Raw genomic sequence first — 22,582 nt, 5'->3', positions numbered from 1 at the left:
CAATGGTCAGATGAACACCTTGTCGATGTTGCTGGTTGCCGATGCGCTCATGCGGCGCATCGCTTCCACGCAGATCCGCCTCGAAGGAGATTCAGTGTGAAGCTACGTATCGTCCTCGCCGACGATCATCCATTCGTTCTGCTCGGCGTTCGCTCGGTGCTCCTTGCAGCAGACGATATCGAGGTCGTGGGGCAAGCGTGCGGCGCGCGAGAGTTGTTGCAGACGCTCGAAGCCGTCCCATGCGACGTGGTGATCACTGACCTCACTATGCCGCCTGTCTCCGGCGAAGCGGAGGACGGCCTGCGCCTCGTGCAGCGTTTGCGCCGCGACTGGCCGCATATCGCCGTGGTCGTGCTGACCGGGGTTGCGAACGCCGTCCTCCTGCGCGCAGTGGCGCACGCGGGCGTGGTCGCCATGTTGCGCAAAACCGGGCCGATGGACGATCTCGCAGCCATCGTGCGCGGCGCCGCCCAGGGTCTCGCCCATCTCAGCCCGGCCATCGAGCGCGAACTCGCGGTGGCCGGCGGACCTTCCGACCTGTGTTTGCCGCGTTTGACGCCGCGCGAATCGGTGGTGGTCCGCAAATTCGCGAGCGGCGGCTCGATCACGGAAATTGCGCGCGCCGTCGGCCGCGACGTGCGCACGGTGAGCTGCCAGAAGCGTGACGCCATGGCGAAGCTCGGCATCAGCAACGACGCGGGACTCTTCGCCTATGTCAGGGCGTACGGACTTCTATGAACCTGCCTCCCTCATCACTGCCGGATCATGCCGCTGCGGCGACCGCTTCCCAGCGCGCCATGCGCGACCACGACGAACAGCGCGCCTGCCTCGCGGCACGCAACATGACGGATACGGCCGACCTCGCGGCACCCGTACGCGTGATCATCGCCGACGACCACCCGCTCGTCGTGCATGCGCTGGACAGCATGCTCACCAGCTATCCCAACGTGCAGGTCGTCGCGTGTGCGCGCAGCGTGCCCGAGCTGTTCGAAGTCGCGGCCCGCAATGCGTTCGACCTCTTGCTGATGGACCTCTACATGGCGTTGCCCGGCGAGCTGGACGGGCTCGAAGCCATCCGCGCCTTTCGCGCCGGGTTCCCGCACAAGGCCGTGGTCGTCCTCACCATGGAAAGCGAGGCCTCGGTGCTGCGCAAGACCCTCGACATGGAAGTGGATGCGGTGCTCAGCAAGCGCGACCGCATCGACCTGATCCCGGTTGCGATCCTGTCGGCGATGGCGCATGAGCAATACATCGGGCCAGTCGTACGCGACCTGCTCACGGAAGCGGCGCGCGCCGAGCGGCGCGAAGAGGTGCACCGCATTCTCACCCGGCGTGAATTCGAGGTGATCACGCACTATGCAACGGGGCTCGGCGTAACGGAAATCGCAGGTCTGCTCGGGCGCAGCGTCAAGACGATCAGTGCGCAAAAGTGCGCGGCGATGAAGAAGCTCGCACTCGGCAACGATATCGAGCTCTATCGCTTCGCGGTCGAATGCGGCGTGACGCAGGGCGAGCAAACCTGAACGGTTCTTCGCACGCGAGGTCTCCCATGCACGCTATCCGGGTCGGTCGAGAAGACGCGCTTCACACGGGCAAGCCGCTGCGCGTGATCGTTGCCGACGACCACGCGTGCATCCGGCTCGGCGTGGCCAGTCTGCTGCGCGCAACGGATCGAGCCCTTGTCGTCGGCGAAGCCGGCAACACGCTCGAGCTCGCCACGCAACTCGATACGACTGAGTGCGACGTCGTCATCTCCGATCTCTGCATGCCGGGGCTGGACGGCGAATATGGCTCCCTCACCCTGCTGCGGCGCCTCGCGCAAACACGAGGCACGCCTGGCGTCGTCGTCCTGAGCATGGTGTCGACGCCGCCCATCCTGACAGGCCTGATGCATCACGGCCTGAACGTCATCGTCGACAAGCGCGACGTCACGCACGATCTCCTGCTCGCCGTTGCCGCCGCTCGCGAGCGCACGCCGTTTCTCTCAAGCCATGCACGCGCAACGCTCGCGAGCGCGGGTGCCGCGTGCGCCCCCTGCTCGGGTGTGCCGAGCGTGCGCGAATGGGAGGTCTTCCAGCTTTACGCGCAGGGTATGTCGGTGCACCAGATTGCGCAGCGGTTTCAGCGTAGCGGCAAAACGATCAGCGCCCAAAAGCGCAGCACGATGCGCAAGCTGGGGCTCGTCACGGAGCGCGATCTGAGCGATTTCGCCATGCAGGTGGGGCTGACCTGATCCATCGTCAGGCGGCGCGTCCCTAAATTAGTCCTTCGATCGCCGGATTTTCTCTCGCCGTGTGTAGCGCAATGCGGCCGGAGTTTTAAGAGTTCTCCTATCTGATTGCAGGAATCGTCTCTCCATAATTCCAAGCTCGACGCATCGCTCGTCAGATATTGCCGACCCTGGGAATGCGTTCGAACGACGGCCAGGTCAGACCCGGGCCGGGATGCAGGCCGGATGTGGAGATGAAACGATGAAGCTCGGTAGGCGTTTAGCGGTCGAGGGCGCGGGCACCGCGTGGCTCGTGTTCGCGGGTTGCGCAACCACGGCGCTCAACGCGAGCCCGCCCTCCCAGGGCTTCAACGTTTTCGAGATGGCCGCAGCATTCGGGCTCGCGCTCACGTTAGCGAACTACGCCGCCGCGCGCGCGGCGAGCGCCCATTTCAATCCCGCCGTCACGATTGGCTACGCGTTCTCCGGGCGCTTTCCGGTGCGCGATACCGGGCCCTACCTCGCGGCGCAAACCATCGGGGCCGTTCTCGGCGCGGCCTTGCTCTTGCGCGTGGCGAGCGCGCGCCCGGGTTTTTCCATCGCGGCGTCCGACCTCGGCAGCAACGGCTATGACGATCATTCGCCGACCGGCTACGCCCTCGCTGCCGTATTCCTGCTGGAACTGTCGGCGACCTTCGTGTTCGTCCTCTTCCATCTGCTGATGTCGAGCACGGTCGCACGCCGCAAGACTGCGGCGCTCGCCGTTGGAGCCTGCCTTGCCGCCATCTATCTCATCGCCATCCCGGTGAGCAACGGCGGCGCGAATCCGGCGCGCTCGACCGGTCCCGCGCTGTTCGTGGGCGAATGGGCGCTCGATCAGCTCTGGCTCTTCTGGGCGGCGCCGTTGCTGGGGGGCGCCGCGGCTGGCGTGATTTACCGCCTCGGGAGCCGGCGCTCGCGCATTTGCACCACGTCATCTCGCGACGGCGTCTGAAATCCAGTCTGCCGTGCGCCGATGAAGTCGATTCACCGCATCTTCCGTCTTCGCGCGCGCGCGGCTGCAACGTGGCGGGCGCGCGGACTCGCGCGCGTGTTCGCCTGCGTCGGCGCGTTCGCTGCGGCATGGGTGCTCGCGTTTTCCGCGGCGGCGAGCGCCGCGACGTCGTGTGAGCAGACAAACGAGGGCGTCGAACTCTCGCGGCAGGTCGCCCCGACGTTGCCGCGAGAGCTCGTCGTCGGCGTGGTGGAGGGCGGGCGGCCGCCGCTCGAGGTGCTCGACGGCGCCAGGCTCACGGGTTTCAGCGCCGACTATCTGCGCCTTCTCGCCGGTGCTGGCGTCAAGCTTCAGCCGCGCGTCTTCGCAGGCATGCCGGCGTTGCTCGCGGCGGCTTGCGCAGGCGATGTCGACATCGTGATGAGCGTCGCGCGTACACCGTTGCGCGAGCGCTGTCTCGCTTTCACGGTGCCGTATCTGAGCGGCACCACGGCATTTGTCACACGTGCCGGGAATACTGCGCTCGCGACCCAGCCGGCGCGCCTCGCGCGTGCGACGTTTGCGGTCGAGCGCGACGAGGCCCTCGAATCGGTATTGCGCGAGCGTTTCGCGCAGGCGCGCTTCGAAACCTTCGCGAGCACGCAGGCAGCGTTGCGCGCCGTCGCTCAGGGTCAGGCCGACGTCTATGCAGGTTTTTCGCCCGTGGCGCGCGATCAGCTCACGCTCGAAGAATTCCGGGATCTGCGCGTCGCCTTCGCGGAGCGCGAGCGCTTGCGCGAGTTGCGTTACGCCGTGCCGGTCTCGAGGTCGGACCTGCGTGACCGGCTGGACCTTCTGCTCGCTGGCGTGCGGCCTGCCGCGGCGGCGGCCGAGCGGGCGCGCTGGTTCGAAGGCGACGCGCCACCACAGGCGTCGCCGCCCGGGTTCAGCCTGGGCGCTGACGAGCGCGCGTGGCTGCGCGCCTTGTCGCCGCTGAAAGTGGGCTACGACAGCGGCTGGCTCCCGTTCAGCTTCACGAACAAGGCTGGCGAGCCGGCGGGCATGGCCGTCGACTATCTCGGCTATCTGGGGCGTACCCTCGGCGTTACCTTCGAGCGCGTGCCGATTTCTCCCTGGACGAGCACCGGGGACGCAATGCAGCGTGGCGAGATCGCGCTCGCCGCAACCTCGGTCGGCGATGGCGTGTTCGGCACAGGCGTAGCGTACACGGAAGCGTTCGAGCACTATCCGCTCGTCATGGTGGGGCGCCGCGACGAGCCGATGGCGCGCTCGCTTGCCGACTTTGCGGGCCGCCGCATCGTGCTGGCGCCGCACACGCCGGCCATGCAGGCGTTGCCGGGTACGCAGTTCGTGCGCGCCGCCAGCCTCGACGCGGGGCTCGCAATGATCGGTCGCCACGAGGCCGACGTGCTGGTGGGCAACGCGGCCGCGCTCGACGAGCCGCTCAGCGGCACCTATCTCGATACGCTGAAGGTGCTCGGAGCGGTGGGTGTCGACGATTCGACGGCATTTGCCGTGCGCTGCGACCTTGCCCCGCTCGCGCGGCTCATCAATCGCGCGCTCGACGCGATGCCACCCGTCGAACAGCAGCGCATCCGCAATCGCTGGACCGCTGCCGTCGCCACTCGGGCCGGGGGCTGGAGCGTGAACGCGCTGCGGCTGCTGCCGCTCCTGATCGTGTTCGGCGTGCTGCTGCTCGTCACGCTGCGCGCCTACGTGCTGCTCCAGCGAGAAATGCACCGGCGGCGGCGCGCGGAGCAGGTGCTCGCGCGCCAGGTGGAACTGCAGGACACGATGATGGAGATGATCCCGTATCCGCTCGGTGCACGGGATCTCGAAAACCGCTATCTCGCGATCAATCGCGCCTACGAAGAATCGACGGGTCTCGCGCGCGCCAGGGTGCTGGGGCGCACAGGTTCGGCCGTGATGGCGTGGGGGCCCGAAAACAGCCGCCGCATGGACGATCTCTACCGGCTCACGATCGTCGAGGGGGAGAGCCAGCGTGTCGAACTGATGTTCGAGGATTCGCTCGGGGAGGCGCGTCATGGCATTTTCTGGACACGGCTGTGCCGCGACCTGCAAGGCGCGCCGTTCTGCGTGCTCGGCACGATGATCGATGTCACCGACATTCGCCGCGCCGAGTTGCGCGAGCGCGAATCGGAGCGGCTTCTTTCGGAGGTGACGGGTTCGCTGCCCGCGATCGTATTCCAGTTGCGCCGATCGCCCGATGGCCGCTACTCGTTTCCGTACATTGGCGGCGACACGCAGCAGCTCCTCGGCAATACCGTCGAGGAGCTGCGCCGCGCGTATTCGGTCGATCTCTCGCGGGTGGGGCGACAAGACCGCGCGCGCCTTGCATCGCGGCTCGAACGCTCCGCGCGCCGGTTCATACCCGTGCACGCCGAGTTCCGCTTTCAGGGCGCGGCCGGATTCGTGTGGGTGCGCGCAGAGTTCGCGCCGCGCCGTGCCGAAGACGGCGCGATCGTCTGGAGCGGCTATGCGCTGGATGCGAGCGTCGAGCACGCGCGGGCCGACGAACTCGAGCATGCGCGCGATATCGCAGAGGCGGCCTCTCGTGCGAAGGACGATTTTCTCGCCATGATGAGCCACGAGATCCGCACGCCGATGAACGGCGTGCTGGGTCTCGTCGAGGTGCTCGAACGTACGCCCCTGAACCCGGACCAGGCGCAGATGGTCGACATGGTGCACGAATCGGCGGGGGCGCTGCTGCAAATCCTCGACGACCTGCTCGACTACTCGAAGATCCAGGCCGGCCATCTCGTCATCGACTCGCAGCCGTTCGACGTGCGCGAACTCGTCGACAACGCCGTTGGGCTGCTGGCCGCGCGTGCGCACGAGAAGGGGCTGAAGGTGCGCGTGGATGTCGAGCCGGACGTCGCGGTGCAGTTGCGCGGCGATAGTGTCCGGCTACGGCAGATCCTCTTCAATCTCCTCAGCAATGCGATCAAGTTCACACCGGCAGGCGAAGTGAGCGCGCACTTTCGCGTGTGCGATATCGGCGTCCGCGGAGGCGCGCCTGCCAGCCAGCGGCTGTCGATCGCGGTGGCCGACACTGGCATCGGCATTGCGCCCGAAGCGCAGGCGCAGCTCTTCGAGCCGTTCGTGCAGGCCGAGACTTCGACCACGCGACGCTTCGGCGGCACGGGGCTCGGCCTCACGATCTGCCGCAAGCTCGCGGCGCTGATGGGCGGCACGCTCGAACTGAAGAGCGAAGTCGATCGCGGCACCTGTCTGACGCTGCATATCGAATTGCCCGTGGAAGTGCGTAGCGGCACGGCCGTCGGGCTGCGCGGCAAGCGCGCGCTCGTGGCGTGCGAGGACGCGAGCATCGCCGCCGCATTGATGCATTTTGGCTCGGCGCTCGGCATGGAAATGCGTCGCGCCGCGCCAGCGGACCTCGCCCGCGCCGTAAGCGCGGACAAGGCCGATCTGGTGTTCGTGTCGGAAGCGCTGGCCGAGCAGTTGGGCAAACCCGGTGTGCCTGTGCTTTGTCTGACGGACAACCCGAAGCCAAGCGGTTATCGCGTCGTCGAGAGCGGCGTGCGCGTGAGCGTCAACCCGTTATCCTGGCGGGGCTTGAGCGCCGTTTGCGCGCTGGCGCTGGCGGGGCTGCCGGTCAAGGCTGCCAGCCCGTCGCGTCCTGCCGCCGATGTCGAAACCACACTCCCGGCGCCCGATCGCGAGCAGGAACGCGCTGCTAGCCGCGTCATCCTCGTGGCAGAGGACCATCCCGTGAATCAGGAGCTGATCCGCCATCAACTGGCGTTGATCGGGTTCGCTTGCGACGTCGTCGACGACGGTGCGAAGGCGCTCGAAGCGCTGGCCGAATGCGAATACGGCTGCCTGATCACCGACTGTCATATGCCGAACGTATCGGGCTACGATCTCGCCCGGCGCGTACGCCAAATGGAACAGAAGGCGCACGGCGCGCGGCGCTTGCCGATACTCGGCATCACGGCCAATACGGCGCCCGAGAACCTGAGTCAATGCAGCGAAGCGGGCATGGACGATTGCCTCGTCAAGCCCACGCGCGTGGCCACGCTGCGCGAGCATCTCGCGCGCTGGTTCGGCGTGGAGGGCATACAACGCACCGTGCAGGACGAAGTCGTGCGCGAGGCAGGCGCGAACGGACAACGGGCGGGGCAAGCAGCGTTGCGGGCTTCCGGGTCGCCTTCACCGGGACGCGACGGAAAGCTCGCGGAAAAACCTGCAAACGCGCGGGCGTTCGAGCCGCTGGATCTCGCGCATATGATCCAGGTTTGGGGCGGCGAGGCGACCGTGAAGACGTTGCTCGGCTCGTTCGTTTCGGCGATGCGCGACGACCTGGATGCCTTGCCGCCGCTCCTCGAACAAGCCGATGTCGCGGGCCTGCGCGAATGGCATCACCGGCTTGCCGGTGCGGTGGGCGTGCTGCAGTACCCTGCGCTGCTCGCCGAGCTCGAGACGTTTCGCGGTCATATGAACGGTCACACTGCCGGTCAACTGCGTGAGGAAGGCTATGCGCTCATCCGCACTTGCCAGGCGATGCTGGTCGGAATCGAGCAGCAGGTCGCGCTGCTCGCGTGAATGATGTACATCAGGAAATCGACTGGCGCAGGGCAATAGAGCGGAAAAACAGGCGAAAAAAAACGCGGCCGAAGCCGCGTTCAAGCTTGGAGACCCTTCGATGAAGAGTCACTTCTCGCACTGGGTAGCTTAGCCGCCGTGCGACGAGAAATCGAGACAATTTCGATCAATTAACTATTACAGGAAGTGCAGGTAATCGCGCTTGCTGCCGCGGTGTCATGGCGGCGAAATGGTTCGACCGTGAAATCGATGAACGAGCGTGTTTTTGCCGGAACGTGCGCGTTGTCAAATGGTGGTTCGTCAAACGATGGCGCCAAGACACTTCGCTATGCAAATCAATTCGGTGTTGCGTCCATGCACCTCGAACGGTTCTTCGCCATCGCTTCCAGGCATTCGGTGGCAATACCCGATGGCAGGAAGGGAGTACCTGGGTTGCAAGGCGTCGCTTGCGGCGCATTTTTTATTGCACGCAGCTTACGTTGGGCCGACATCGGCGCAGCGGACGCGCCCCCAGCCGATTTGCTCTAGCATGTGAGAGCGCGGTTTTGCGCCTTCTGGCGCAGCCCGCCACAAAAACAGGAGAAATTCCATGAATTTGCTTCGTCCGCTGCAGCTCGCTCTCGCTCTGTGTGTCCTTGCCTCCAGCGCCGCGTATGCCGACACCGTTGCCCTTAAGGCCGATCTCGAACCGTCCAGCGAAGTCCCGCCGCGCGTGAGCCAGGGTCACGGCATGCTCAACGCCACCTTCGACACGTCCACGAAAACGCTGAACTGGACGATCACCTATGAAGGCCTCTCCGGCCCGGCTGCCGCCGCGCACTTCCACGGCCCGGCGCCGGTCGGACAGAACGCCAACGTGCAGGTACCGATTCCGAAGGGCGAACTGGCGAGTCCGATCAAGGGTTCCGCCACGCTCAACGAGCAGCAGGTCACCCAGCTGATGGGCGGACAGTGGTATTTCAACATTCATACGGCGCAGAACCCGTCAGGCGAGATTCGCGGTCAGGTGCTGCCCGCCAATTGACCGGCCCTCGATCGTTCGCCTCACTCTCCGCACCGTGCGCGCCGCGCATTCCCGCGATCGAAGTCTGATTGCGGGACGCCATCGACCGACCGCCGCCGAGTGCTGGTCGAGGCCAGTTTGAGTGCTGCGGAGGGGCTGAGCCGATGAGCTGGCAAAGCAGGCTGATCTGCAGGTTCTTGCGCCGCACCTTCCGGCCGCAAACGCGCAAGTCGATCAACGTCGCGCGCGTGCGCATGCTGACGGCGAGGCGCATCTGGACGCCGGGCGTGCCGAGCGGCTGGCGCCTGCGCGAGCAGTACGACACCTCCGATGTTCCGATGCGCGGCGAGTGGCTCATCCGCGAGCGCTCGCCCGCGCATCGCACGCTCCTTTATCTGCATGGCGGCGGGTACTACTTCTGCTCGCCGCGTTCGCAGCGCGCGATTTCGTTCGGTCTGGGCAAGCGCGCCGGCGCCGACGTCTTCTCGCTCGACTATCGCCTCGCGCCCGAGCATCCGTTTCCCGCCGCGCTCGAGGACGCATTGGCCGCGTACCGCCATTTGCTGGCGCAAGGAACGCAGCCCGGCTCGATCGTGATTGGCGGCGATTCGGCTGGCGGCGGACTTGCGCTTGCGACGCTCGTCGCCTTGCGCGACGCAGGCGACGCGCTTCCCGCCGGCGCCGTGCTCTTTTCACCGTGGACCGATCTTGCGGCGACGGGCGCTTCGATACGCGAGAACGACGGGCGCGATCCCATGTTCAGCGGCGCGGTATTCGAGCGCATCGCGCCGTTTTACCTCGGCGCGGCCAGTGCGACCGATCCCTACGTGTCGCCGCTGTATGCCGACTTTCGCGGCTTGCCGCCGCTCAGCCTCTTCGTGGGCAGCTCCGAAACGCTGCTCGATGACACGCGCCGCGTCGCCGAGCGCGCGCGCGCCGACGGTGTGTCGGTGGAGTGCGAGATTGCCAGCGGCATGCCGCATATCTGGCCGATCTATGCGCCGTTCATGCCCGAAGCGCGCCGCACGCTCGACGTCGCCGCGCGCTTCGTGCGCCGCGTGACGCCCGTGCCGGCGCGCGGCGACGAGAAACCGCAGCCGCCTCAATCGAGCGAGACATCGATCGCGTCATAGGCCGCGTGCACGGCGGCTTCGCCGTAGCGGCGCTCGAGCCGGCGCACGGTGAAGTGCCCATGCGCCACCTGCTGGAAATGATCGATGAACACGGTGTTGACCATGGCGCCGAGCACCGCGCCGATGGCGGGTATCGATTTCGCCGCGACCTGCTCGCTCACCTGCACGGAGAAGCGCGCGGCCACGGTCTGCATGAGCTTGAGGAGCGCGGTCGAGCCGTGTGCGGCGAAGCCCTTCGTTGCCATTTCCGACGACGCCGCCGATACCGCCTTCGCGAGCGCGCCGCGCGCGATGAAATAGCCGAAGTCGGCCTCGTCGTCGGCGGCCGAGCGGCCGCCCATGCCGAACACGGTCAGACATTGCAGCTGCGTGTCGGTGCCGGCCAGATTCTCGCCTTCGCTGCGCGCGATGTCGCAGATCGAGCGAAACATCAGCGTGGTCGTGACGGGCAGCTCGACCGGCAACGCGAACAGCCCGAACGCACCGCCCGCCGCGCCCGTGGTCGCCACCGCGAATTTATGCAGCAGGTTGCTCGGCTTCGCGCTCGTGCGCGCTTGGGCCGTGGAGAGGGCGCTTTGCTTGCCGAGCGTCTTCAGCGCGAGCTGCAGACACTTGCGCAGCGCGGCTTGCGTCGCCTCGGTCACCTTGTCGTTCGCGACGCCGGGTAGCCGCGCGATCAGCTTTTCTACCGGCGCACCCACGATCGCTGCGAGCTTCATGCCGAGTGGCGGCGTTTCGAGCTCATGTTTGGCGCGCCGCAGCGCGTCGAGATCGGCCTCTGTGAAGGCCGCGATGGCGCCCGTGCGGGCCGGATCTGCGGCGGTCGGTTCGGTCGTGGGTTCCATGGCGCTCCCGGATTTTCAGCGACGACGGCGAGGGCATCGCCGCCGTTCGACGCCCCAGTGTAGTGGATCGGACCGTGCTATGATGATTAATCTTTGACGCGTCAACCGTTGCTGGATCAAAAAATGGCCGTTCATACCGCCGCCCACCATTCGAGCGGGCAGGTTCTGCCGTTCCGGGAGTCGCTGCTCGCGATGCTCGGCGTCTCGTTCGTGACGATGCTCGTCGCGCTCGATCAGACCGTCGTCGGCACCGCGCTGCCGACCATCGTCGCCGAACTGCGCGGCTTCGAGCTTTATGCGTGGGTCGCCACATCCTATCTGCTCACCTCGGTCATCACTGTCCCCATTTTCGGGCGGCTCGGCGACTATTACGGGCGCAAGCCGTTCGTGATCGCGTCGATCGTCGTCTTCACCGCCGCATCCGTGCTGTGCGGCGCGGCCAACAGCATGCTGTTCCTCGTGATTGCGCGCGGGCTGCAAGGCATCGGCGGCGGTATGCTGGTCGGCACGGCGTTCGCCTGCATTCCGGATCTCTTCCCCGATTCGGTCGTGCGCCTGCGCTGGCAGGTCCTCATGAGTTCCGCATTCGGTATCGCCAACGCGGTCGGGCCGTCGCTCGGCGGCTTTCTCACGCAGTACTACGGCTGGCGTTCCGTGTTTTATGTGAATCTGCCCGTTGGCCTGCTTTCGCTGTTTTTCGTCTGGAAGTATCTGCCGCATCTGCGCCACGTCGCGCACGAGGCGCGCATGCGGCTCGACTGGCCAGGTGCGCTCCTCATCGCGGTCGCGCTCGGGAGTCTGCAGCTTTTCGTGGAGCGTCTGCCGGGGCACGGTCTCAGCGCTTCGGCCCTCGGCCTGCTCGCCCTCGCGCTGGCGGCCGGCTGGGTGCTCTGGCAATGGGAGCGGCGCTGCCCGCAAGCCATCCTGCCCGTCGACATGTTCCGCAACGCGAGCCTGAACGCGCTTTTCACGCTCGCCGTGCTGGGCGGCTTCACGATGTTTTCGTTGCTGTTCTATGCGCCGCTCCTCTTCCAGGGCGGCTTCGGCATGACGCCGAAGGAAGCGGGCGTCGTCATCACGCCGCTCGTGGTGTTCATCACGATCGGCAGTATCGCGAACGGGCGCATCGTCTCGCGCATCCGCAATCCGAACCTGATGCTCTACATCGGCTTCGCAATGCTCGCAGTGGCCTGCTTCGCCGTTGCGCTCGCCACCCGCAACACGCCGCGCGGCCTGCTCATGACGTTCATGATCGTGGCTGGCATCGGCTTGGGCTTCGTCATGCCGAACCTCACGGTGTTCGCGCAGCAGACCGCTGGGCGCGAGCATCTGGGCATCGCCACCGCGCTGTTGCAGTCGCTGCGGATGATCGGCGGCATGATCGGCACGGCGCTCACCGGCACGATGGTCACGCAGCTCTACTCGAGCGGCGTGCAACGCGCGCTGGATGCCGACCACGCCACGCACTGGCTGCCGCAGCTCGCCGACCCGCAGATCCTCATCAACCGCGACGCGCAGGCTTCACTGATCGCCGATCTCGCGCACGCCGGGCATAATGGCGCGCCGCTGCTCGAAGCTGCGCGCGAGGCCCTCGTGGGCGCGATTCACCTGGGCATTGCCGTGGCGGCGGCGATCGCGGTGGTGTCGATCTGGCAAACCCGGCGCGTGCCGCCCGTCAAGCTGCAGCGCAAGTTGGAGCCCGTGATTCACGCGGATTGAGACGTTCCGCCCCTGGCGGGCACCGGCACGGACCCGGCAAACGCGCGGCGATGAAGCCGGCAGGAAAGCAAAGCATGGAAATTCAGGATCGCATCGCCGTCATGCAGCAGTTTGGTCGGACCTACCGGACGTTCATGTCGGCGTTCGAGGCGCAGGTCGGCCATCCGCTGCCGCGCTGGCGCATTCTGCTCGCGCTTTACGAGCAGGACGGCGAGTCGTCGCAAAAGCGGCTCGTCGAGCGGCTGCGTGTCGACCCGGGCGCGCTCACGCGCCAATTGAAAGCGCTGGAGGCGCTCGGCTGGATCGCGCGCCGCGCCGACGAGCGCGACAACCGCATCACCAACGTGACGCTGACCGACGCCGGCCGCGCCGTGACCGAAGAGGGGCTGCCGCGCCGCAACGCGTTCCTGGACGTGACGATGTCGCTGCCCGACGATGCGCTCGCGGCGCTGTCGAGCGCGTTGGGGATGATGGAGGCGCGCATCGGCGAGGCCGCTATGGCGGCGGCCGCGCTCGCGCAGGCTCCGCAGGCCGAGCCCGAAGCGGGCTGAGCCTGCACCGATGCGCGCTGCCTCAGAAGAACGTTTCGATCACTTCCGTCACACGATATTTCGCATCGACCATCAGCACCTGACGCCACTTGTCGAACGTGAGGCAGGGGTGCGAGATATCGAACGCGATCATGTCGCCGACCTTGAGGTCCGCGCCCGCTGGAATCTTCAGGTAGGCGTGCTGATCCATCATCTGGAACACTTCCCAGCCTTCGCTTGCCGCCACTTCGCGCGGCGCGCCGCCGTTCGCGGGGCGATAGTGGCGCGACGGCTCCGGAAAGCCCGCGTCGAACGCGGCGTCGCGCTTGCCGAAGCCGATGATGGCGCGGCCAGGCTCCGGAATCGACTGCACATAGGCCCAGAGCTGTAGCGCGGGCAGCAGGGCCACGCCCATTTCGCGCGCCACGGGGTTGCGCGTGAGGATCTGCGACTGAGCCTGCTTGTAGACACCCACGTCGTGCGTCACGTAGCAGCCGGGGCGCAACACCACGTCGATCGCGCCCGCCTGCGTGGCGGGCGCGAACTCTTCCGCGACGATGTCGTACCAGGCCGAGCCCGCGCCCGAAAGCAGCGCGGGCGTGCGCGCGAAGCGGCCCGCGGCGGCCAGTTCCTGGGTGACGTTCAGCGCGTCGCGCAGGAAGGTGCGCACTTCGCTTTCTTCCTTGAGGATGCCCTCGTAGATTTCCACCCCCGCCAGCTTGAGCGAGTCGGGATAGCGCGCGATCGCCGCGAGCACGGCGTTGCGCGTGTCGGTGTCGCGCACGCCCGTGCGGCCGCGCGGCACGCCCAGTTCGAGCAGCACCTGCAGCGTGCGGCCCGCTGCGCGGAAGAACTCGCCCAGATGCTCCACGCCTTCGACCGAATCGACGAGGCAGAAGAACTCGAAGGTCGCGTCGCTGAGCAGCTCGGCAATGATCGCCATGTTGCGGCGGCCCACGAGCTGGTTCGCCATCAGCACGCGCGAGATGCCGCCGCGGTAGGCGGCGCGCGTCTGGTGCGCCGTGGCGAGCGTGATACCCCACGCGCCGGTGTCGATCTGGCGGCGAAAGAGCTGCGGCGCCATCGTCGTCTTGCCGTGCGGCGCGAGCTTCACGCCATAGCGCGTGACGAAGTCCTGCATCCACTTGAGGTTGTGCTCGACGCGGTCGGCATACAGCACCGCAGCGGGCAGGCTCACGTCCTCTTCGAGTAAATTCCATTCGAGGCGCCCGGCGTCCCCGAGCGGCACGCTCGCGCCCGGTACGTTGCCAAGGCCCTTGCTGTTCGGGTCGATCGTTGCACTCTGATAGTTTGTAACTTTCATTTCCCTTCGCTCCATATGCTTCATGCGACTCCGCTACACCGGCATCTTCAGGACCGGCGTTGACTCGGAGATAGTACACAAAGTAACATCGCTTCGTGAATTGTTATTTATTAACAGACTCCCTGCAATGAACACCGCCGCCGATCCGGCCCGCTTCGACATCGTCGCGCGTATCGCGCAATGCGTGCCTGAATTGCGTCCCGCCGAGCGCGACGTGGCTGCGCTCATTCTCGACGATCTTGCCAGCGCCGCGCGGGCGAGCATCGGCGAGCTGGCGCAGCGCGCGGGCGTGAGCATCGCCTCCGTCACGCGCTTTGCGAAGGCGGTGGGCTGCCACGACGTGCGCGAACTCAAGCTGCGGCTCGCCCAGGCGGCCGCCGTGGGCGACCGCTTCCTGCGCGGTGCGGCAACTGGCGCTTCCGAAGGCGCGGGCAAGCCGCGCGCCGCCGACGCGAACGGCGAAGCCGAACCGCTCGCCACGCGCGTCTACGACGAAATTCACACGGCGCTCGCGCGCAACCACGAGCTGCTGTGCCAGGCGCCGTTTGCGCAAGCCGCCGCGGCGCTGGCGCAGGCCCGCATGATCTACGTGTTCGGCATGGGCGGCGGCTCGAGTGCGCTCGCCGACGAAATGCGCTTTCGCCTCGTGCGCCTGGGCCGCCCGGTGGCTTCGTACCAGGACAGCCTGCTGCAACGCATGGTGGCGAGCACGCTTTCGCCCGAAGACGTCGTCGTCGCGCTTTCCGTAACAGGGCGCGTGCCCGAACTCGTCGACGCGTGCCGCATCGCGCGCGACTACGGCGCGAAGCTCGTCGCGCTCACCGCGCCGGCTTCGCCGCTCGCTGCGCTCGCCGACTGGCTCGTGCCGATCGTCGCGAGCGAGACCGATTTCATCTACAAGCCGTCGTCGTCACGTTACGCGATGATGATGGCACTCGACGTGCTCGTGACCGAACTGGCGCTCGCGCAACCCGAAGAAAGCCGCGAGTTGCTGCGCCGCATGAAGCACACGCTGGACGCGCATCGCGGCGGCGGCGAACGCCAGCCGCTCGGTGACTGAGCGTCCAACCAAGAGCCATCCTGAGGAGACGCGTATGCATTCGCACCCCGAAGCCGCCGACACGCTGATCGTCGGCGCGATGCTGTATGACGGCACCGGCGCGCCGCCCGTCGAGCGCGACGTGGCGCTGCGCGACGGACGCATCGTCGCGATCGGCAACCTGTCGAACTGGCTCGCGGAAGAGGTGATCGAGGCCAATGGGCGCGCGCTCGCGCCAGGTTTCATCGACGTCCATACGCACGACGACACGCACGTGATCCGCGCGCCGCAAATGCTGCCCAAGATCAGCCAGGGCGTGACGACGGTGGTGGTCGGCAACTGCGGGATCAGCGCCTCGCCGGTGACGTTAAAGGGCGATCCGCCAGACCCGATGAACCTGCTCGGCGAGCGCGACGCGTTCAGCTATCCGACGTTCTCCGCGTACGTCGACGCCGTCAACGCGGCGCGACCCGCCGTGAACGTCGGCGCGTTGATTGGCCATACGGCGCTGCGCAACAACCACATGAACGACCTGAAGCGCGCTGCCACCGGCGACGAGATCGCGGCCATGCGCGCGCAGCTCGAAGACGCGCTCGCGCACGGCGCGCTCGGCCTTTCCACGGGCCTCGCGTACGGCTCGGCGTTCGAGGCCTCGACCGAAGAGGTCGCCTCGCTTGCCCAGCCGCTCGCCGCCGCCGGCGCGCTCTACACGACGCACATGCGCACGGAGTTCGACGCGATTCTCGAAGCGATGAACGAGGCGTACCACATCGGCCAGCATGCGCGCGTGCCGGTGGTGATCTCCCATCTGAAGTGCGCGGGCCCGTCCAACTGGGGGCGCAGCACGGAGGTGCTCGCGTCGCTCGAAAGCGCGCGCAAGTATCAGCCGGTCGGGTGCGACTGCTATCCGTATAGCCGCAGCTCGTCGACGCTGGATCTCAAGCAGGTGACGGGCGACATCGACATCACCATCACGTGGTCCACGCCGCACCCGGAGCAGGCGGGCAAGCTCATTAAGGACATCGCGGCCGGGTGGGGCGTGTCGCAGCAGGAAGCGGGCAAGCGTCTGCAGCCGGCGGGCGCCGTGTACCACAACATGTCCGAAGGCGACGTGCGCCGCATTCTTTCGCATCCGGCCACGATGGTCGGCTCGGATGGACTGCCCAACGATCCGCTGCCGCATCCGCGCCTGTGGGGCGCATTTCCGCGCGTGCTCGGCCATTACGCGCGCGACGCGGCCTTGCTGCCGCTCGAAGAAGCGGTGCGCAAGATGACGGGCCTTTCGGCACGGCGCTTCGGCCTTTCGCAGCGCGGCGAGGTGCATGTGGGCTGGCACGCCGACCTCGTGCTGTTCGACCCGACGCGCGTGCGCGATGCGGCGACGTTCGAGAAGCCGCAGCAGGTGGCCGAGGGCATCGACGCGGTATGGGTGAACGGCGTGCTTTCGTATCGCGACGGGCAACCCACGGGCGAGCGCGCGGGCCACTTCGTCGCGCGCGGCAAACGCGAGGCGCAGGCCGAGGCAATGGCCTTCTAAACCGGCTTTATCTATCGAATTTCGACCCCCGGCGTACGCGGCCCAAAAAGCTGCGCGCGCCGTACGATCTCAAAGGAGCAAACGATGAAACGAATTGGAGCGGAAGGCGGCAAGGGCCAGGGCGGACAGCATCTGCCGTTCGCGCGCGCCGTGGAAGCCGACGGCTGGCTGTACGTCTCGGGCCAGACGCCGATGGAAGGCGGCGAAGTGATCAGCGGCGGGATCGTCGAGCAGTCGCACAAGGCCATCCAGAATCTTTTCGCGATCCTGAAGGAAGCGGGCTATGGCGCGGAGCATGTGGTGCGCTGCGGCGTGTGGCTCGACGACGCGCGTGACTTCACCTCGTTCAACAAGGTGTTCCGCGAGTACTTCGGCGAGCATCCGCCCGCACGCGCTTGCGTGCAGTCGAGCATGGTGGTGGACTGCAAGGTCGAAGTCGACTGCGTGGCTTACAAGGCGCCGGCGGGGAAGTAAGGGCGCGGCTTTTGGCGAGCGATATGCGAAAGCCTCATTGAGTGCCGCACGAAACGGCTGCCGGAATCATCCGGCAGCCGTTTTTTCTTGCGGGCCATGCCGACGGGCTTTTCCGTGCTGAGTTCTGTCCCTCATTAGGCATTCGGCAGATGGCACTCCCATGTGTCTATTTTCCCAATATATGAGCGACCCAATCACATATTGGAGAACTCGAAAAAACCTGCCTACAATCCGTCCATCCGATAAGCCGCGACTGTCACAGCGCGGCAGACATCGTCGGCAGACCCAGATAAATCCGGCGCACGCGTAACACGCGGAGCGAACCGGACCGCAAAGGAGACGTTCGCCATGCTTCAGCCAGCGCTTTGCGCGGCCACGCGCCGCCCGCCGCTACCTGTCCGAGTCCCGGCCGCCCGCGCGGCGGGTCGTCTCCCGAAGCACGGTTCGCGCGCCGCCTGACGGCACGCGCCTTTCGATCGTCTCTTTTCATCGCCCTCGCCATGAACAAAGCGATGTCTTCCACACTCGCCGCGAATCTCCCCGACGAGGCCGCGCCCGCAAAAAACGCCGCGGCAACCTCCGCGCAAGCGCAGCCGAAAGCCCGCCCCGCCGCCGATGAAATCGGCGTCGCGAGCACGTTGCTCGACGGCTCGATGCAGCAGGCCGGCACCCAGACGCTCCTGCGCGGCCTCGCGATCCTCGAAGCGGCCGCCGCCGGCGTACGCGACCTGCGCTCGTTCGGCGCGGTGCTCGGCACGACGCGCAGCACCACGCACCGTCTCGTTTCGAGCCTCGTGCAGGCGCGCTATCTGCGCCAGGTGCAGGGCGGCTACCTGCTCGGGCCGAAGCTCATCGAACTCGGCACCATCGCACTCGAGCAGATGCCGCTCACGGCCGTTGCGCGCCCGCATCTGCAGGCGCTCGCCGACGAAACGCTCGACACGATCCACCTCGGCGTGCGCGACGGCGACGACGTGCTGTACATCGACAAGATTCCCGGCCAGCGGGGCCTCGAAATGCGCTCGCGCGTGGGGCACCGCATGCCGCTCGCGTCGACGGGCATCGGCAAGGCGATGATGCTCGATCTCGCGCCGCAATCGTGGCGCGACCTGTTCGACGCTTCGCGCCGCACGCTCGCCGGCGTGAGCTTCCGTCCCGATCACAGCCTCGAACCCGAGACCTTCCTCAAGCGCATGGCGACTTATTCGGCGGGCGGGTACACGTTCGATCTGGAGGAGAACGAAATTTCGATCCGCTGCGTGGCGGCGCCCGTGCGCGACGCTTCCGGCGCGATCGTGGCGGCGCTTTCGGTGGCGAGCACGATTCCCTACATGCCGCTCGAGCGCATGGACGAACTGATTCCCGTCGTGCAGCGCGAGGCACGCGCGATTTCGCAGGAACTGGGCTGGCGTGCGCCGCAGCCCACCACGCGCAGGATTCGTCGATGAAAGCACGCGAGAAGCCTGTAAGCGGCGCGGCGATCGATGCCGGCGACGCCGCGATCGCTCGCGAAGCCGCGCTCATCGCGCTCGACTGGGGCACGACCTCGCTGCGTGCGTATCTGTTCGATGCGGCGGGCCAGGTGATCGCCACGCGCGTTTCGACGGCGGGAATCATGAACCTGCCCGTGCCGGCCGAAGAAGGCGGCTTCGACGCCGCCTTCGACGAAGCCTGCGGCGTGTGGCTCGCGCAAGCCCCCTCGCTGCCCGTGCTGGCCGCGGGGATGGTCGGCAGCGCCCAGGGCTGGGTGCAGGCACCGTATGTCGAAACGCCCGCGAGCGCTCAGGCGCTGGTGGCCGGCATCGTGCGCGTGCGCGCTGCATGCGGCGCCGAAGTCGCCGTGGTCCCGGGCGTGCTGGAGCCGGGTGCGCTGCCCAACGTGATGCGCGGCGAGGAAACGCAAATCTTTGGCGCGCTCGGCGCAGCGGGTGACGATGCCGAGCCGCAAACGGCGCTAGTCGGACTGCCTGGCACGCACGCGAAATGGGTGGTGGTGGAGGGCGAGCGCATTGCGCGCTTCTATACCTTCATGACAGGTGAGGTCTACGCGGCGCTGTGCGCGCACACGATCCTCGGCCGCACGATGAAGCATCCCGTCGAGCCCGACACCGCGGCGTTTCTGCGCGGCGTGAGCGTGGCGCGCGAGCAGGGCTGCGTGGGACTGCTGGCCACCGCGTTCAGCACGCGCACGCTCGGCCTCACGGCCCAGCTCGCCGCCGACGAGCAGCCCGACTATCTATCGGGCCTCGTGATCGGCCATGAGCTGGCGGGCCTCGAAGCGGCGCTGGCGCGGCGCGACGTGGCGCTCGCCGGCTGCGCGCCGCAGCTGATCGGCGCCGAGGCGCTGTGCGAGCGTTACCGCATGGCGCTTGCCGCATTCGGATGCAGCGGCGCGCATCTCGTGCGCCAGGCGACCGAACACGGGCTTTGGCGCATCGCCGTGCAGGCCGGCCTCGTCACGCCGCGCTAAGTGCGCACCGATGGGCCGATGAATCGAACCCGCTGAACCGAACCAGACACGAAGCCAGGCAACAGGAAGCCAGGCAACAGGAAGCCGACATGGAACCCGAACTGAATCTGCCCGCCCCGTACACGCCGCACGCCGGCTTCGTCGCCGCGTTCGGCGCCTGCGGCATGGTCGCAATCGTGCGCGGCATCAAGCCCGCCGAGGCCGCCGAGCATGGCCGCGCGCTCTACGACGCGGGCTTCCGGATGATCGAGGTGCCGCTCAATTCGCCGCAGCCGCTCGACAGCATCGCGGCGTTGCGCGAGGCGCTGCCCGACGACGCGATGATCGGCGCGGGCACCGTACTCACCACCGAGCGCGTGCGCGACGTGCGCGAAGCGGGCGGCGAACTGATCGTGATGCCACACGCCGACACCGACGTGATCCTCGCCGCCAAGCTCCAGGGCCTCGCGTGCGTGCCCGGCGTCGCCACGCCGACCGAAGCGTTCGCGGCGCTCAAGCATGGTGCCGATGCGCTCAAGATGTTCCCCGCCGAGCAGCTCGGCCCGGCCGTGACGAAGGCATGGCGCGCCGTGATTCCGCCGATCGTGCCGCTGCTGCCCGTGGGCGGCGTGAAGCCGGACAACATGGGCCCGCAGCTGGCCGCGGGCGCGAGCGGCTTCGGCCTCGGCTCCGCGCTCTACAAGCCGGGCCAGGACGCGGCGGCCACGCGTGCGAACGCACTGGCCTTCATCGAAGGCTGGAAAGCTGCGCGAGGAGCGCAAAAGTGAATCGCCTCGCGGGCAAGGTCGCGCTCATAACCGGCGCCGGACGCGGCATCGGCGCGGCGATCGCGCGCGCGTTCGCGGCCGAGGGCGCCGCCGTCGTGCTCGCGGAGCTCGATGGCGCGACGGCCGTTGCAACGGCGCGCGAGATTGCGAACGCATATGAAGGCGCGCGAACGCTCGCCGTGCAAACCGACGTGACGCAGCCCGCCTCGGTGCGCGCCGCCGTGCAAGAAGCGCAACGCGCGTTCGGCCCGGTCGACGTGCTCGTGAACAACGCCGGCATCAACGTGTTCGCCGACCCGCTCACGATGACCGACGACGACTGGCGCCGCTGCTTCGCCGTCGATCTGGACGGCGTGTGGAACGGCTGCCGCGCGGTGCTGCCGGGCATGGTCGAGCGGTGTGCGGGCAGCATCATCAACATCGCCTCGACGCACGCGTTCCAGATTATTCCGGGCTGCTTCCCTTACCCGGTGGCGAAGCACGGCGTCATCGGGCTCACGCGCGCACTCGGCATCGAGTACGCGCCGAAGAACGTGCGCGTGAACGCCATCGCGCCGGGTTACATCGAAACGCAGCTCACGCACGACTGGTGGAACGCGCAGCCCGACCCGGAAGCCGCGCGCAAGGCGACGCTCGAGTTGCCGCCGATGAAACGCATTGGCCGACCGGAGGAAGTCGCGATGACGGCGGTGTTCCTCGCCTCGGACGAAGCGCCGTTCATCAACGCGAGCTGTATCACGATCGACGGCGGCCGCACGGCGCTCCATCACGAATGAGCGCGTGGAAAAGCTAATTCGCAGCACGAAGGAAAACGAGCTTGGAACGAATGTGCAGGAATCCGCCGAGGCGCTGGCCGCGCGCATCGACGGGTAAAAGAAGAGGCGGCCGATACCCTTCCCGTGACTGAAGAAGACAGGAGACTAGCAACATGCAACGACGCATCTTTCTGACGCTGGTGGCTGCAGCCGCCACTGCCATGTTCGCGCAAGCGCCCGTCGCGCAGGCCGCCGACCAGGTGAAGATCGGCTTCCTCGTGAAGCAGCCCGAAGAGCCGTGGTTCCAGGACGAATGGAAGTTCGCGGAAGCGGCCGCGAAGGAAAAGGGCTTCACGCTGGTGAAGATCGGCGCGCCCTCGGGTGAGAAGGTGATGAGCGCGATCGACAACCTGGCCGCACAAAAGGCGCAGGGCTTCATCATCTGCACGCCTGACGTGAAGCTCGGACCGGGCATCGTCGCCAAGGCGAAGGCCGACAAGCTCAAGATGATGACGGTAGACGACCGTCTCGTCGACGGCGCGGGCAAGCCGATCGAGTCGGTGCCGCACATGGGCATCTCGGCGTACAACATCGGCAAGCAGGTGGGCGACGGCATCGCCGCCGAGATCAAGAAGCGCGGCTGGGACATGAAGGACGTCGGCGCCATCGACGTGACCTACGAGCAGTTGCCGACGGCGCATGACCGCACGTCGGGCGCGACCGACGCGCTCGTGGCCGCGGGCTTCCCGAAGGCGAACATCGTCCAGGCGCCGCAAGCGAAGACCGACACGGAAAACGCCTTCAACGCCGCCAACATCGCGCTCACCAAGAACCCGCAGTACAAGCACTGGGTGGCATACGGCCTGAACGACGAAGCCGTGCTCGGCGCCGTGCGCGCAGCGGAAGGCCGCGGCTTCAAGGCCGACAACATGATCGGCATCGGCATCGGCGGTTCGGACTCGGCGCTCAACGAGTTCAAGAAGCCGCAGCCGACGGGCTTCTATGGCACCGTCATCATCAGCCCGAAGCGCCACGGCGAGGAAACCTCGGACCTGATGTACTCGTGGATCACGCAAGGCAAGGAACCGCCGCTGCTCACGCTGACGACCGGCATGCTGGCCACGCGCGACAACGTGGAGAGCGTGCGTCAGCAGATGGGTCTCGCGTCGAAGTAAGCGCTGGATAGTAGTGGTTTA

At 67.0% G+C, this 22,582-nt stretch carries 20 protein-coding genes; 18 read left to right on the top strand and 2 right to left on the bottom strand.

Features of this window, described 5'->3' with window-relative positions; genetic code table 11:
• Window positions 1–96 precede the first annotated feature (96 nt).
• From AB4Y43_RS10735 to AB4Y43_RS10700, 8 genes are all read left to right on the top strand, one after another.
• A complete protein-coding gene (locus AB4Y43_RS10735) occupies window positions 97–738 on the top strand; it encodes a response regulator (RefSeq protein WP_368727787.1) in 642 nt (213 codons plus the stop codon).
• Complete coding sequence (locus AB4Y43_RS10730) at window positions 735–1,523, top strand: response regulator transcription factor (protein WP_342949498.1); 789 nt, start codon at window positions 735–737, stop codon at window positions 1,521–1,523. Before AB4Y43_RS10735 ends, AB4Y43_RS10730 begins: the two co-directional genes overlap by 4 nt.
• A gap of 26 nt (window positions 1,524–1,549) precedes the next feature.
• Window positions 1,550–2,233 (top strand): response regulator, encoded by a 684-nt coding sequence (locus tag AB4Y43_RS10725; RefSeq protein ID WP_368605872.1) that lies wholly within the window; start codon window positions 1,550–1,552, stop codon window positions 2,231–2,233.
• Window positions 2,234–2,471: 238 nt separating this feature from the next.
• Window positions 2,472–3,203 carry an aquaporin gene (locus AB4Y43_RS10720; RefSeq protein ID WP_368727786.1) on the top strand — a complete coding sequence of 244 codons (732 nt, stop codon included), beginning with the start codon at window positions 2,472–2,474 and terminating at the stop codon, window positions 3,201–3,203.
• Between the two features lie 21 nt (window positions 3,204–3,224).
• Window positions 3,225–7,790 carry a transporter substrate-binding domain-containing protein gene (locus tag AB4Y43_RS10715; RefSeq protein ID WP_368727785.1) on the top strand — a complete coding sequence of 1,522 codons (4,566 nt, stop codon included), beginning with the start codon at window positions 3,225–3,227 and terminating at the stop codon, window positions 7,788–7,790.
• A 240-nt stretch (window positions 7,791–8,030) separates the two neighbouring features.
• Window positions 8,031–8,318, top strand: a complete 288-nt coding sequence (locus AB4Y43_RS10710) for a hypothetical protein (RefSeq protein WP_368727784.1) — start codon at window positions 8,031–8,033, stop codon at window positions 8,316–8,318.
• A gap of 61 nt (window positions 8,319–8,379) precedes the next feature.
• Complete coding sequence (locus AB4Y43_RS10705) at window positions 8,380–8,814, top strand: CHRD domain-containing protein (protein WP_069269154.1); 435 nt, start codon at window positions 8,380–8,382, stop codon at window positions 8,812–8,814.
• Between the two features lie 143 nt (window positions 8,815–8,957).
• The gene (locus tag AB4Y43_RS10700; protein ID WP_368727783.1) at window positions 8,958–9,926 is read left to right on the top strand and encodes an alpha/beta hydrolase; all 969 of its coding nucleotides are present in this window, start codon (window positions 8,958–8,960) and stop codon (window positions 9,924–9,926) included.
• Here the strand turns inward: AB4Y43_RS10700 and AB4Y43_RS10695 are convergent.
• Window positions 9,896–10,771 (bottom strand): EcsC family protein, encoded by an 876-nt coding sequence (locus AB4Y43_RS10695; RefSeq protein WP_368727782.1) that lies wholly within the window; start codon window positions 10,769–10,771, stop codon window positions 9,896–9,898. The two genes, AB4Y43_RS10700 and AB4Y43_RS10695, sit on opposite strands and share 31 nt — an antisense overlap.
• 123 nt (window positions 10,772–10,894) lie before the next feature.
• On the opposite strand from AB4Y43_RS10695, the gene AB4Y43_RS10690 reads away from it, so the two are divergent.
• Window positions 10,895–12,490, top strand: a complete 1,596-nt coding sequence (locus AB4Y43_RS10690; protein WP_368727781.1) for an MDR family MFS transporter — start codon at window positions 10,895–10,897, stop codon at window positions 12,488–12,490.
• Window positions 12,491–12,564: 74 nt separating this feature from the next.
• A complete protein-coding gene (locus tag AB4Y43_RS10685) occupies window positions 12,565–13,041 on the top strand; it encodes a MarR family transcriptional regulator (protein WP_342949490.1) in 477 nt (158 codons plus the stop codon).
• A 22-nt stretch (window positions 13,042–13,063) separates the two neighbouring features.
• On the opposite strand, the gene AB4Y43_RS10680 is transcribed toward AB4Y43_RS10685, so the two are convergent.
• On the bottom strand, window positions 13,064–14,344 hold the full coding sequence (locus AB4Y43_RS10680; RefSeq protein WP_368605877.1) for an amino acid deaminase: 1,281 nt from the start codon (window positions 14,342–14,344) through the stop codon (window positions 13,064–13,066).
• Between the two features lie 127 nt (window positions 14,345–14,471).
• Here AB4Y43_RS10680 and AB4Y43_RS10675 point away from each other — a divergent pair, with 127 nt between their 5' ends.
• From AB4Y43_RS10675 to AB4Y43_RS10640, 8 genes are all read left to right on the top strand, one after another.
• Window positions 14,472–15,404, top strand: a complete 933-nt coding sequence (locus AB4Y43_RS10675) for a MurR/RpiR family transcriptional regulator (protein ID WP_368605878.1) — start codon at window positions 14,472–14,474, stop codon at window positions 15,402–15,404.
• A 34-nt stretch (window positions 15,405–15,438) separates the two neighbouring features.
• The gene (locus tag AB4Y43_RS10670) at window positions 15,439–16,920 is read left to right on the top strand and encodes an amidohydrolase family protein (RefSeq protein ID WP_368727780.1); all 1,482 of its coding nucleotides are present in this window, start codon (window positions 15,439–15,441) and stop codon (window positions 16,918–16,920) included.
• Window positions 16,921–17,004: 84 nt separating this feature from the next.
• On the top strand, window positions 17,005–17,394 hold the full coding sequence (locus AB4Y43_RS10665) for a RidA family protein (protein ID WP_069269146.1): 390 nt from the start codon (window positions 17,005–17,007) through the stop codon (window positions 17,392–17,394).
• Window positions 17,395–17,894: 500 nt separating this feature from the next.
• Entirely contained in the window at window positions 17,895–18,842 is a 948-nt protein-coding gene (locus tag AB4Y43_RS10660; protein ID WP_368727779.1) for an IclR family transcriptional regulator, read from the top strand.
• Window positions 18,839–19,864: a 2-dehydro-3-deoxygalactonokinase gene (locus AB4Y43_RS10655; protein WP_368727778.1), complete on the top strand. Its 1,026-nt coding sequence runs from the start codon at window positions 18,839–18,841 to the stop codon at window positions 19,862–19,864. Before AB4Y43_RS10660 ends, AB4Y43_RS10655 begins: the two co-directional genes overlap by 4 nt.
• Before the next feature lie 89 nt (window positions 19,865–19,953).
• Window positions 19,954–20,631 (top strand): 2-dehydro-3-deoxy-6-phosphogalactonate aldolase, encoded by a 678-nt coding sequence (locus AB4Y43_RS10650; RefSeq protein ID WP_368727777.1) that lies wholly within the window; start codon window positions 19,954–19,956, stop codon window positions 20,629–20,631.
• Window positions 20,628–21,407: an SDR family oxidoreductase gene (locus AB4Y43_RS10645; protein WP_368727776.1), complete on the top strand. Its 780-nt coding sequence runs from the start codon at window positions 20,628–20,630 to the stop codon at window positions 21,405–21,407. The genes AB4Y43_RS10650 and AB4Y43_RS10645 overlap by 4 nt, the downstream gene beginning before the upstream one ends.
• Before the next feature lie 152 nt (window positions 21,408–21,559).
• Entirely contained in the window at window positions 21,560–22,561 is a 1,002-nt protein-coding gene (locus tag AB4Y43_RS10640; protein WP_069269141.1) for an arabinose ABC transporter substrate-binding protein, read from the top strand.
• Window positions 22,562–22,582: the final 21 nt, after the last annotated feature.

The organism is Paraburkholderia sp. BR10872, assembly GCF_040965835.1.
In the GTDB taxonomy this organism is placed as follows: Bacteria; Pseudomonadota; Gammaproteobacteria; order Burkholderiales; family Burkholderiaceae; genus Paraburkholderia; species Paraburkholderia nodosa_A.
The sequence above is the reverse complement of the archived record's forward strand: the minus strand, read 5'-3'. Positions and strand labels throughout refer to the sequence as shown.